Source organism: Microbacterium pumilum, from assembly GCF_039530225.1.
Taxonomy (GTDB): Bacteria; Actinomycetota; Actinomycetes; order Actinomycetales; family Microbacteriaceae; genus Microbacterium; species Microbacterium pumilum.
In genome coordinates, this window is sequence record NZ_BAAAOH010000001.1 from 105878 (window position 1) to 117490 (window position 11613).

Annotated in this window: 10 protein-coding genes; 9 read left to right on the top strand and 1 reads right to left on the bottom strand. The window is 68.6% G+C overall.

Annotated features, from left to right (window positions below):
• Window positions 1-7 precede the first annotated feature (7 nt).
• From ABD188_RS00460 to ABD188_RS00490, 7 genes are all read left to right on the top strand, one after another.
• A complete protein-coding gene (locus ABD188_RS00460) occupies window positions 8-1543 on the top strand; it encodes a sugar ABC transporter ATP-binding protein (RefSeq protein WP_344066772.1) in 1536 nt (511 codons plus the stop codon).
• Window positions 1540-2589, top strand: a complete 1050-nt coding sequence (locus ABD188_RS00465) for an ABC transporter permease (protein ID WP_344057461.1) — start codon at window positions 1540-1542, stop codon at window positions 2587-2589. The genes ABD188_RS00460 and ABD188_RS00465 overlap by 4 nt, the downstream gene beginning before the upstream one ends.
• Window positions 2586-3608, top strand: a complete 1023-nt coding sequence (locus ABD188_RS00470) for an ABC transporter permease subunit (protein WP_344057463.1) — start codon at window positions 2586-2588, stop codon at window positions 3606-3608. The genes ABD188_RS00465 and ABD188_RS00470 overlap by 4 nt, the downstream gene beginning before the upstream one ends.
• A gap of 54 nt (window positions 3609-3662) precedes the next feature.
• Window positions 3663-5201: a sugar ABC transporter ATP-binding protein gene (locus ABD188_RS00475; protein WP_344057465.1), complete on the top strand. Its 1539-nt coding sequence runs from the start codon at window positions 3663-3665 to the stop codon at window positions 5199-5201.
• Window positions 5198-6217, top strand: a complete 1020-nt coding sequence (locus tag ABD188_RS00480) for a LacI family DNA-binding transcriptional regulator (RefSeq protein WP_344057467.1) — start codon at window positions 5198-5200, stop codon at window positions 6215-6217. The genes ABD188_RS00475 and ABD188_RS00480 overlap by 4 nt, the downstream gene beginning before the upstream one ends.
• Before the next feature lie 359 nt (window positions 6218-6576).
• A complete protein-coding gene (locus tag ABD188_RS00485; protein ID WP_344057469.1) occupies window positions 6577-7422 on the top strand; it encodes an NAD-dependent epimerase/dehydratase family protein in 846 nt (281 codons plus the stop codon).
• 43 nt (window positions 7423-7465) lie between these two features.
• Window positions 7466-8056 (top strand): DnaJ family domain-containing protein, encoded by a 591-nt coding sequence (locus ABD188_RS00490; RefSeq protein WP_344057471.1) that lies wholly within the window; start codon window positions 7466-7468, stop codon window positions 8054-8056.
• A 43-nt stretch (window positions 8057-8099) separates the two neighbouring features.
• Here ABD188_RS00490 and ABD188_RS00495 read toward each other — a convergent pair whose 3' ends face one another.
• Window positions 8100-9125 (bottom strand): LacI family DNA-binding transcriptional regulator, encoded by a 1026-nt coding sequence (locus tag ABD188_RS00495; RefSeq protein WP_344057473.1) that lies wholly within the window; start codon window positions 9123-9125, stop codon window positions 8100-8102.
• A 175-nt stretch (window positions 9126-9300) separates the two neighbouring features.
• Here ABD188_RS00495 and ABD188_RS00500 point away from each other — a divergent pair, with 175 nt between their 5' ends.
• Both ABD188_RS00500 and ABD188_RS00505 read left to right on the top strand, forming a co-directional pair.
• Window positions 9301-10602, top strand: coding sequence for an ABC transporter substrate-binding protein (locus ABD188_RS00500; protein WP_344057475.1), 1302 nt, complete (start codon window positions 9301-9303; stop codon window positions 10600-10602).
• A 70-nt stretch (window positions 10603-10672) separates the two neighbouring features.
• On the top strand, window positions 10673-11596 hold the full coding sequence (locus ABD188_RS00505; protein ID WP_344057477.1) for a carbohydrate ABC transporter permease: 924 nt from the start codon (window positions 10673-10675) through the stop codon (window positions 11594-11596).
• The last annotated feature ends 17 nt before the right edge of the window (window positions 11597-11613 follow it).

Below are 11613 nucleotides of genomic sequence, written 5' to 3' on the forward strand. Positions count from 1 at the left end.
GACCACCATGCCTGCCGACCCTGAAGTCCCCCCGATCGTCCAGATGACCGGCATCACGATCCGCTTTCCTGGAGTGCTCGCACTCGACGGCGTCGACTTCCGGCTCCGCGGCGGGCAGATCCATTCGCTCATGGGCGAGAACGGCGCCGGCAAATCGACCCTGATCAAAGCGCTCACCGGCGTGTACTCGATCGACGGCGGGTCGATCGAGGTGGCCGGCGAACCGAGGGTGTTCGGTGGCACCGCCGACGCACAGAGCGCCGGCATCTCGACGGTGTACCAAGAGGTGAACCTCTGCGCGAACCTCTCGGTGGGCGAGAACGTCATGCTCGGCCATGAGCCGCGCTCTGCGGGGGCGATCGACTGGCGAGCCGCACATCGCGAGGCGGCACGCCACCTCGAGAACCTCGGCCTGCACGTCGACACGCGCTCGATGCTCTCGAGCCACTCCATCGCGATTCAGCAGCTCGTCGCGATCAGCAGGGCGATGGTGTCGGACGCGAAGGTCCTGATCCTCGACGAGCCGACATCCAGTCTCGATCGCGGCGAAGTCGAGCAGCTGTTCCGGGTGATGCGCGACCTGCGCGACCGCGGCGTCGCCATCCTCTTCGTGAGCCACTTCCTCGATCAGGTCTACGAGGTGTCGGACCGGATCACGATCCTGCGCAACGGCCGGCTCATCGGCGAGTACGCTGCAGCAGACCTCTCGCGCGAGGCGCTCGTCACCAAGATGATCGGTCGCGAGCTGGTCGAGCTCGCCGCCATCTCGTCGATGACCGAGCGCGTCATCGATCGCACCGGAACCCCCGTGCTGCGAGCGTCCGGGGTCGGCCGCCGCGGCGTGCTCGAGCCCGCGGACATCGACGTGTACGAGGGTGAGGTCGTCGGCATCGCCGGCCTGCTCGGCTCGGGGCGGACCGAGCTTGTGCGTCTGCTGTACGGCGCCGACCGCGCGGACTCCGGCAGCATCGAGGTGCATGGCAGGCCCGTCAAGATGACCTCGCCGCGCGCGGCGATCGACAAGCGCATGGTCTTCTCGTCCGAAGACCGGCGCGCCGAGGGTGTCATCGGCGATCTGACCGTGGCGCAGAACATCGTGCTCGGCATCCAGGCACGCCGGGGGTGGGTGCGCCGCATCCGCCGCAGCGAACAGGATGCCGTGGTGGCCGAATACATCAAGGCCCTCGACGTGCGGCCCGCCGATCCGAACCTTCCCGCCGCCAATCTCTCCGGAGGCAACCAGCAGAAGGTGCTGCTCGCACGCTGGCTGGCCACCGCACCCCAGCTCATCGTGCTGGACGAGCCCACGCGAGGCATCGATGTCGGCGCGAAGGCCGACATCCAGCGCAAAGTCGCAGAGCTCTCGGAGCAGGGGCTCTCGGTGATCTTCATCTCGTCCGAGCTGGAAGAGGTACTCCGGCTCGCACAACGCGTTATCGTGATGCGCGATCGCCGGATGATCGGAGAGCTCTCGCCGGACGACGTGGATCTCGACGGACTCATCGACTACATCGCCAACGCCGGCGAGGGGAGCGCAGCGTGAGGAAGCTCATCACCCATCGGCTTTTCTGGCCGATCGCGGCCCTCGTGGCCCTGATCGCGCTCAACGCGATCGTGCGCCCCCAGTTCATCTCGATCACGGTCCGGGACGGCGAACTCTACGGTGCGCTCATCGACATCCTCCGAAACAGCGCGCCGCTGATGCTCGTGGCGCTCGGCATGACCATCGTCATCGCAACCCGGGGCATCGACCTCTCGGTCGGCGCCATCATGGCCGTCTCGGGAGCCGTCGCGCTGACGATCATCGACACATCCGGTGATCCCGAAGCCCTCGGCACCGTCGCCATAGCGCTGGTCGTCGGCATCCTCGTCGCGCTGGTGCTCGGCGTGTGGAACGGATTCCTCGTGGCCGTGCTCGGCATCCAGCCCATCATCGCGACGCTGGTGCTGATGCTCGCCGGCCGTGGCATGGCGCTGCTCATCACCGAGGGCTTCATCACCACCGTCACGAGCGCCCCGTACAAGTTCATCGCGACGGGGTATGTCATCGGGCTCCCCTTCGCCCTGTTCATCTCGGTCGCGGCCATCGTCGTGATCGCGCTGATCGAGCGGCGCACCGCACTCGGGGTGCTCACCGAGGCCGTGGGCATCAATCCCGAGGCGAGCCGCCTCGCCGGTGTGCGCTCGCGCGGCATCGTCTTCGGCGCGTATGTCACGAGCGGCCTGCTCGCAGGCATGGCGGGCATCCTCTACAGCTCGAACATCATGGCCGCGGACGCCAATGCGACGGGACTCTACATCGAGCTCTACGCGATCCTCGCGGTCGTGCTGGGCGGCACATCGCTCATGGGCGGCAAGTTCACGATCGCCGGAACGGTCGTCGGCGTCTTCACCATTCAGACGCTGCGATCCACGATCCTCTTCCTCGGCGTCCCCTCGGCGCAGGCGCCGGTGGTGTTCGCCGCGGTCGTCATCATCGTCGTGCTCGTCCAATCGCCGCGAGTGCACCGCGCCGCGCGCAAGGTCATCCACTCGATGCGCACGAGCGGCAGAACCGGCACGACGACCAGGACGGAGACGGCGTCATGACCACGACCGCGCAGCCCCAGACCGGCCGAGCCGAAGGGCTCGCGTCGCGTTACAGCACGTTCATGAGCCGGCACGCCTCGCTCATGCCGACGTTCGCGGCACTCGCCATCCTGATCCTGCTGTTCGTCGGGGCGCAGATCTACTTCGGCAACTTCATCACGCCGCGGAACCTCTCGGCGCTGCTGCTCGACAACTCCTACCTGCTCATCCTGGCCGTCGGCATGACCTTCGTGATCCTCACGGGCGGCATCGACCTCTCCGTGGGCTCGGTCATGGCCTTCACGGGCATCCTGTGCGCACGCCTGCTGTCGGAGGGGTTCCCTGCGATCGTCACGATCCCGGTCATGATCATCGGCGGCGGCGCCGTCGGCCTGATGGTGGGCGTGCTCGTGCAGTACTTCGAGGTGCAGCCGTTCATCGCCTCGCTCGCCGGGCTGTTCCTCGCGCGCGGTCTCGCGTTCGTCGTCAGTCTCGAGTCGATCAAGGTCGAAGACCCGATCGTCCTGTGGTTCGGGAGCACCCGCTTCCGCCTGGGCGAGTGGTACATCTCGCCGACCGGCATCCTGGCCCTGCTCGTCGTGGCCATCGCGGCGATCGTGCTGCAGTGGACGCGCTTCGGAAGGACGATCTATGCCGTCGGCGGCAGCGAGCAGTCCGCCCGGCTCATGGGTCTCCACGTCGCGCGCACGAAGATCATCGCCTACGTGATCAGCGGAGTGTGCGCGGGACTCGCGGGGCTCGCACTCACGGCGTACTCCGGCGCCGGATACCCGCTCTACGGCGTCGGAACCGAGCTCGACGCCATCGCGGCCGTCGTGATCGGCGGCACACTGCTCACCGGCGGGAGAGGCTACGTGCTCGGGTCCCTGGTGGGCGTGCTGGTCTACGGCGCCATCCAGACCGTGATCTCGTTCATGGGCGCTGAGCAGTCGTGGACCCGCATCATCATCGGCATCCTGCTGCTCGTCTTCATCGTCGTGCAGCGCGTGATCGTGGCCCGATCCGACAGACGCCGATGAGATGGTCGGCGGGGGTAGCGGGGTCGAGTACGAGCCGCACGCCATAATGACGTGATGGACGAGGCCCGCCCGCTCCTCGAGCTCACCGGGGCGACCGTGCTCTTCGGGGCGGATGCCGCGATCGACGGCGTCGACTTCCGCATGTTCCCGGGCGAGGTGCACTCGCTCATGGGCGAGAACGGTGCCGGCAAGTCGACGCTCATCAAGGCGATCACCGGGGCCCTCCCGCTCGCCGAGGGCCAGCTGCGGATCGGCGGCGAAGCAGTGCGCTTCGCGACGCCGTACGACGCGCAGCGCGCGGGGATCAGCACGGTCTATCAGGAGATCGACCTGCTCCCGAACGTGTCGGTCGCCGAGAATATCGCGCTCGGCCGCGAGCCGCGCCGGTTCGGTGTGATCGACTGGCGGCGCATGCGGGCCGACGCACACGCCGTGCTCGCCGATCTCGGGATCGACATCGATCCTGCCTCGATCCTCGGCACCCACTCGCTTGCGGTGCAGCAGCTGGTCGCCATCGCGCGGGCCATCTCGGTCGATGTCAAGGTGCTCGTGCTGGACGAGCCGACGTCCAGCCTCGACCTCGACGAGGTGGCCGAGCTCTTCCGTGTCATCCGCGAGCTGCAGCAGCGCGGCGTGGCCATCCTCTTCGTCTCGCACTTCCTCGACCAGGTCTACGAGATCTGCGACCGCGTGACGGTGCTGCGCAACGGCAAGCTCGTCGGCGAGTACCTGACCAAGCAGCTGCTGCGCATCGACCTCGTCCAGAAGATGCTCGGCCGGAGCGTCCAGGACCTTCGGACGCGGCCGGCGCCGGAGGGCATCGAGAGCGCAGCCACCCCCTTCCTCAGCGCGCGCGACATCTCGGTCGGAAGCGGCATCGCCGGTGCCGATGTGGATCTCGCGGAGGGCGAGGTGCTGGGCCTCGCCGGGCTGCTGGGCTCGGGCCGCACCGAACTCGCGCGCGCCATCACCGGCGTCGATCGCCTGGACGCCGGCATCATCCGCATCTCGGGTCGCGACTCGGATCTCGGTCGGGTGCGACGGGCGATCTCGCTCGGCGTCGTCTATTCGTCCGAGAACCGCCGCACCGAGGGGATCATCAGCGAGCTCAGCGTGCGCGAGAACATCACGCTCGCGCTGCAGGCGCAGCGCGGCGTCCTGCGCCGCATCCGTCCGTCACGGCAGCGCGAGCTCGCGGCGAGCTGGGTCGAGGCGCTCGACATCCGCCCACCGGACCTGGATCGGCCCGCGGGGACGCTTTCGGGCGGCAATCAGCAGAAGCTGCTGCTCGCGCGCATGCTCGCGCTGTCGCCTCGTGTGCTCGTGCTCGACGAGCCGACACGCGGGATCGACGTCGGTGCGAAGGTCGAGATCCAGAACCTCGTGGGCGAGCTCGCCGAGAACGGCCTCTCGGTCATGTTCATCTCGGCCGAACTCGAAGAGGTGCTCCGGGTCGGGCACCGCGTGGCGATCCTGCGCAACGGCCGGGTGATCGAGACCCTGCCGTCGGAGAGCCTCACGGTCGAATCGCTCATGGCGATGGTGGCGCGACCCGATGACGAGGCCGACGGGCTCGAGAAGAGCGACTCGTGAGCGAGGAGAAGGGCTCGCGCACCGCGAACATCTTCGACGTCGCGCGCCTCGCGGGCGTCTCGCATCAGACGGTGTCGCGGGTTCTCAACGACCTGCCGAACGTCCGCCCCGCCACGCGGGCGCGCGTCGAGCAGGCGATCGCGCAGCTGCGCTACAGCCCATCCCCCGCGGCCCGCGCGCTCGTGACGCGGCGCACCCGCACGATCGGGCTCGTCACGCCCGGCGTCTCGGACTACGGCCCGACGTCCGTCGCGATGCACTTCAACTTCGCCGCGCGCGCCGCGCGCTACAACGTCGAGACCGTCAGCTCGCTGGACGCCGATGCCGCCGGTGTCCGCGAGGTCGTCGAGGGCCTGCTGCGCCAGCGGGTGGACGCGATCGTGCTCATCGTCGTCGACATCGCCGTGCTCGAGGCAGTGCGGGGGCTCGACCTCAGCATTCCGGTCGTCGCCGCGGCATCCGCCCCCCGGCGCAGCCCGCTGATCGTCTCGATCGACCAGTACCGCGGTGCGCGCGCGGCTGTCCGGCATCTGGCGGAGCTCGGTCACCAGCGCATCCTGCATGTGGCGGGACCACAGCGCGCGCCGGATGCGACCGAGCGGATGCGCGGATGGCGGGACGAGCTGGCCGCGCGGCGGCTCGCAGCGGTCGAACCGGAGTACGGCGATTGGTCGGCGGCCAGCGGGTACCGGGTGGGCTCCGCCCTCGACGTCGAACCGGACTCGGCGATCTTCGTGGGCAATGACCACATGTCGATCGGCGTGCTCTCAGCCCTGCGCGAGCGCGGCATCCGCGTGCCCGAAGACGTGAGCGTCGTCGGGTTCGACGACGTTCCCGAAGCCGGGTACCTCTACCCCGCACTCACGACCGTGCGACAGGACTTCGCGGCGCTCGGCGAACTCATCATGCAGAAGGTGCTGATCGCGGTCGAAGAACCCGAGACCGCCACCGAGGACACCCCCTTGCCCACCCACCTCATCGTGCGACAGTCGACGCGCGCGCCTGGGGCTGAGTGACGCGCATCTGTCGGCGGGACGAGCGCCTCCGTCCGCGGGACGAGCGCATCTGTCGGCGGGGCGAGCGCATCGGTCGGCGGGGCGAGCGCATCGGTCGGCGGGGCGAGCGCATCGGTCCCTGAGCCTGTCGAAGGGTTCGATGCGCGGCGCCGGACGCTTCGACAGGCTCAGCGACCGGCTTAAGGCTCAGCGACCGGCTTTGGGCTCAGCGACCGGCTTAGGGCTCAGCGACCGGCTTTGGGCTCAGCGACCGGCTTAAGGCTCAGCGACCGGCTTTGGGCTCCGCGACCGGCTTAAGGCTCAGCGACCGGCTCGTCCGCAACCGGCTCGGGCGGCCGCATCCGTGGCAGGCTGAAGACATGCGCATCGCACTCACCGGTTCAACCGGAAAGCTCGGCTCCGTCGTCGCTCGCGAACTTCGATCATCGGGCCACGAGGTGACCGGACTGGATGTCGTCGGTCCACGCGGACCGGGGTTCGTGCAGGTGGATCTCACCGACTACGGCCAGGTGGTCGATGCACTGGGCGGCGTCGATCGAGCCGAGCCGTTCGATGCGGTCGTGCACCTCGGCGCCATTCCGGCGCCCGGTATCCGGACGGATGTCGCGACCTTCCACAACAACATGCCCAGCACCTTCAACGTGTTCTGGGCGGCCGTGCGGGTCGGCATCCGTCGCATCGTGTACGCGTCGAGCGAGACCGTCCTCGGCCTGCCGTTTGACGTGCCGCCGCCCTACATCCCGGTCGACGAGGAGTACCCGGCGCGGCCCGAGAGCGTGTACTCGATCGTCAAGGTGCTCGAGGAGCAGCTCGCGACCGAGCTGGTGCGGTGGCATCCGGATCTGTCGATCACGGCCCTGCGCTTCTCGAACGTGATGGTGCCCGAGGACTACGCCGAATTCCCCTCGTTCGACGCGGACGCGACGCTGCGCAAGTGGAACCTCTGGGGCTACATCGACGCGCGCGACGGAGCGCAGGCGATCGAGCGTGCGCTCGCGGTCGCAGCACCCGGATTCGATCGCTTCATCATCGCGGCGGCCGACACCGTCATGTCACGGCCCAACGCCGAGCTGATCGACGAGGTGTTCCCAGGCGTGCCGCTGAACGGCGAGTTCGGTGAGCACGACACGCTACTGTCCATCCACAAGGCACGCCGCGTGCTCGGCTACGCGCCGCGCCACTCCTGGCGCGACCACGTGGTCTGAGTCGCTTTAGGCTGGTTGCACCCTCGCGGTGAGGAGGTGCGCCATGGCCGAGGACCCTCGCGTGGCAGCCGCGCGCTATCGCCTCGAGCAGCTGGCTGCTCAGGATGGCGACGCCGCCGCCGAGTCGGCAGATGCCCAGCGCCCCACCGCGCCGGAGCGCGGGAGCACCGCTGCCGAACGTGCTGCGTTCGTCGAGGTCTCGATCCAGCAGGCGATCCGGCGCGGCGAGTTCGACAACCTGCCGGGTGCGGGCAAGCCTCTCACCGGCCTCGGCGATCGCCACGACCCGGACTGGTGGATCCGGCGCAAGATCGAGACCGAGAAGCTCACCGGGCTCGGTCCGCCGGCCCTGATGCTGCGGGTCGAGAGCGCGGAGTTCGCCGATCGGCTCGACCTCCTCTCTCACGAGGACGACGTGCGCGAGAGCATCGAGGACTTCAACCGGCGGGTCATCGAGGCGAGACGGCAGCTGCTCGGCGGTCCGCCCGTGGTCACTCCGACGCGCGACGTCGAGGTCGACGTGCGCGAGTGGCGCGCGCGCCGTCGCGCCCGCATGGCGGAGGCTGCCGTAGAGGCCGAGGACGAGCCCGGGCGACGGGGGTGGCGGTGGCGTCGGCGACGGACCAGCGCCTGACGGCCCGCCGGACGCTTCGACAGGCTCAGCGACCGACCTCGGCTCAACGTCTCGCGATCGTAGACCCGCGGATGATGAGCCGCACCGGCAGGTGGTGCGTGCCCTCGCCGATGTCGACGCCGTCGATCGCGTCGAACACCCGCTGCGCAGCCTGCCGGCCGAGCTGCTGGAGGTTGGCGTCGATGCTGGTCAGCTCGGGCCGCGAGTTCGTCGTGAGCAGCTCCCAGTTGTCGTAGCCGATCACGGCGAGGTCGTCGGGCACCGTGCGACCGAGGTCGCGCGCTGTGTCGAGCACACCGCGCGCCAGCTGGTCGGAGCCGCAGAAGATCGCGTCGACATCCGGATGCTGCGCGAGCAGCATGGCTGCGGCATCCCTCCCCCAGTGCTCCGACCACACCGAGAACATCGGCTCGCCGATGAGGGGAAGCCCGGCTGCGTCGAGCGCCGCGCGTGCGCCCGCGATGCGGTCCTGCGCGGCCGCGTACGCCGGATCGCCGGAGATGTGCGCGATGCGGGTTCGGCCGCACGAGATCAGGTGCTCGATCGCGAGCCGGCCGCCGGCATAGTTGTCGGGCGTGAGCGAGAGGTCGCGCGGATCGTCGGACGGCGCGTACGCGTACACGACGGGGACCGGAAGGTCCTGCCCGAGTGAGGGACGAGGGTCGGTCTGGCGGCCCACGACGATGATCCCGTCGACTCGCCGGCTGAGGAGCGCCTTGAGGTGATGCTGCTCGCGGATGGCGTCGCCACGCGCATCGCAGAGGAACACGTTCACCTGTCCGGCGCCGAATGCGTCCTCGGCGCCCATCAGGATCGGGATCATGAATCGGCCCTCGAGGTCGCTCGTCAGCAAGCCCACTGTCCCGGTCCGGCCGGCGAGCAGTCCGCGCGCCATCGCATTCGGGGTGAACGAGAGCGCCTCCGCTGCCTCGGTCACGCGCGCTCGGGTCGCGGGCGCGACATCCCCTCGTCCGTTGAGAGCCTTGGATGCCGTCGCGATCGACACTCCGGCACGACGCGCGACGTCGCTCAGCGTTGCAGTGCGTCCCCCGGTCTCGCTCGACTGCATCGCACTCCCTCGTTGCAAAAACGTTATCGGCCAGGTGTCTTGACGACCCTGCGACACTCACGATACCTTCCCGAAAGGGGTTTCGGAGCGTTTCGGAACCTGCACACCATGCACAGCGGCGCGCACCCGGCCAGCCCCGGCCGCACCCGCTCGAAGACGAGCAAGAGGAGACAGCATGATCAACCACCGACGCCGGCGCGCGCCACTGCGAGCGTTCACGGCGATCGTCGCCACCGCAGCATTGATGGGCGGGCTCGTCGCCTGCTCTGGCGGCGGCGGCAGCCCCACTCCCGCCGAGTCGATCGGGCCCGACGGCACCGACGACGGTTCGACCCTGACGCTGTGGACCCGCGCCCCGCTCGAGAAGCAGGCGAACCTGCTGGTCGACGCGTACAACGCCGGCCACGAGAACCAGGTCGAGCTCACGGTCGTCCCGAACGACGACTACGTCGCCAAAGTCGGCGCTGCCGCCGGCTCCGGCGGACTGCCCGACCTGTTCGCCGCAGACATCGTCTACGTGCCGAACTGGGTGGAGCAGGGCCTCTTCCAGGACATCTCGGCGCAGATCGATGCGCTGCCCTTCAAGGACGCGATCAACAAGGGTCACCTGACCGCCGGCACCGCCGACGGCAAGGAGCACGTGCTGCCCTTCGTGCTCGACCTCTCGATGCTGTTCTGGAACAAGGAGCTGTTCGAGGAGGCCGGGCTCGATCCCGACACGGCACCCTCTGACCTCGCCGAATTCGCTGCGGACGCCAAAGCCATCCAGGCGCTGAACAAGGACGGCGTGTACGGCACGGCGACCGGTCTGAACTGCGGCGGATGCCTCGTCTTCACGTGGTTCCCGAGCGTGTGGGCCGCGGGCGACCAGGTGATGAACCCCGAGGGCACCGAGTCGCTCCTGAACAGCGACACCGCCAAGGAGATGTACTCGACGTGGCGGGACCTGTGGGAGTCCGGCGCGGTGCTGCCGAGCTCGCAGGACGAGGCCGGCCCCACCTGGACAGCCGGATTCACCGAGGGCAACGTCGGCCTGATGTTCTACCCCGCGACGCTGCTCTCGTCGACACCGTTCGACGTGGGCGTCGCCGGGATCCCCGGACCCGACGGCGGCGCCTCGACGTTCGTCGGCGGCGACGGCATCGGCGTCTCGAAGGACTCCAAGAAGGCTGCGCAGGCGTGGAACTTCCTCAGCTGGATGATGTCGGAGGACGCGCAGGTCGGCGTGCTGGCCAAGGACAACGACGTCGTCTCACGTTCCGACCTCGCGACCAACGAGTACTCCGAGAAGGACCCGCGTCTGGTCACGATCAACGAGGTCGCGGGCAACGGCGACACTCCAGTGGCGCTGAACTTCCAGCAGGCGTTCAACGCACCGGGCAGCCCCTGGCTGACACTGGTGCGCAACGCTGTGCTCGAGGGCACCGACACCGTCGACGATGACAACCAGGGCATCACCGAGATCCTTCAGCAGTGAGGATTCGTGGGAGGCGACGTCCCCAGCGTCGCCTCCCACAGCCCGGTCCCCGACACGAAGGACAGTACACATGGTCGCCGACACCCTCCCCGCGCGCACCGGCCGCGCGTCGCGTCGCAGACGCTCGCCGCGCGCCCGGCGCGAAGCCGTGCGCGGCTGGGCTTACGCCGCCCCGACGGCGATCTTCGTCATCTTCGTCTTCCTCATCCCGCTCGGTCTCGTACTGCGGATGTCGGCCTCGGACTGGCCGCTCATGGCCGGCTATCAGGGACCGAACTTTCCCGACAACTACACCGAGGCCGTGCAGCACCGCCTGTTCTGGGACTCGATCGGCTTCACGCTGAAGTACACGGTGATCACCACGATCCTGCTCGTCGGACTCGGCCTCGGGCTGGCCCTGCTCGTGCAGGAGTCGACCCGCTGGAAGTCGTTCCTGCGCACCTCCTTCCTGGTGCCGAGCGCACTCGGGCTGGCCTCGGCATCCCTCCTCTTCTACGTCCTGTACTCCCCCTACGCCGGACCCTTCGCCGACCTGATGCAGTCATGGGGCTTCACCTTCCTCGGCACTCCCGAGGGGGCACTGTGGTCGACCGTGTTCCTCGTGGTCTGGCGGTACGCCGGCTTCTACATGCTGCTGATGCTGGTGGGACTCCAGGGCATCCCGGATGACGTCTACGAAGCCGCCCACATCGACGGGGCGTCCCGCTGGCAGACATTCCGCGACATCACCCTGCCGCTGCTGCGGCCCACGTTCGCGCTCACGATCGTGCTGTGCGTGACCGGCTCGCTGCTCGCATTCGAGCAGTTCTACATCCTCACCAAGGGCGGGCCAGACAACAGCACGATGACGATCGTCCAGCTCATCTACAACGTGGCGTTCCAGGGCCAGAACAACCTCGGCATCGCCGCGGCACTGTCGGTCATCGTCCTGATCGCGCTCATCGTGATCAACATCTTCCAGCTGCGCGCGTTCCGCCGCCCGGACGAGAACTGACGGAGGCGAAGGCTCAC

Bases quoted from the DNA above. Each gene is read 5' to 3' on its own strand.
- ABD188_RS00505 (WP_344057477.1), top strand. From the start codon at position 10,673: ATGGTCGCCGACACCCTCCCCGCGCGCACCGGCCGCGCGTCGCGTCGC.
- ABD188_RS00485 (WP_344057469.1), top strand. From the start codon at position 6,577: ATGCGCATCGCACTCACCGGTTCAACCGGAAAGCTCGGCTCCGTCGTC.
- ABD188_RS00495 (WP_344057473.1), bottom strand. From the start codon at position 9,125: ATGCAGTCGAGCGAGACCGGGGGACGCACTGCAACGCTGAGCGACGTC.
- ABD188_RS00490 (WP_344057471.1), top strand. From the start codon at position 7,466: ATGGCCGAGGACCCTCGCGTGGCAGCCGCGCGCTATCGCCTCGAGCAG.
- ABD188_RS00500 (WP_344057475.1), top strand. From the start codon at position 9,301: ATGATCAACCACCGACGCCGGCGCGCGCCACTGCGAGCGTTCACGGCG.
- ABD188_RS00460 (WP_344066772.1), top strand. From the start codon at position 8: ATGCCTGCCGACCCTGAAGTCCCCCCGATCGTCCAGATGACCGGCATC.
- ABD188_RS00475 (WP_344057465.1), top strand. From the start codon at position 3,663: ATGGACGAGGCCCGCCCGCTCCTCGAGCTCACCGGGGCGACCGTGCTC.
- ABD188_RS00470 (WP_344057463.1), top strand. From the start codon at position 2,586: ATGACCACGACCGCGCAGCCCCAGACCGGCCGAGCCGAAGGGCTCGCG.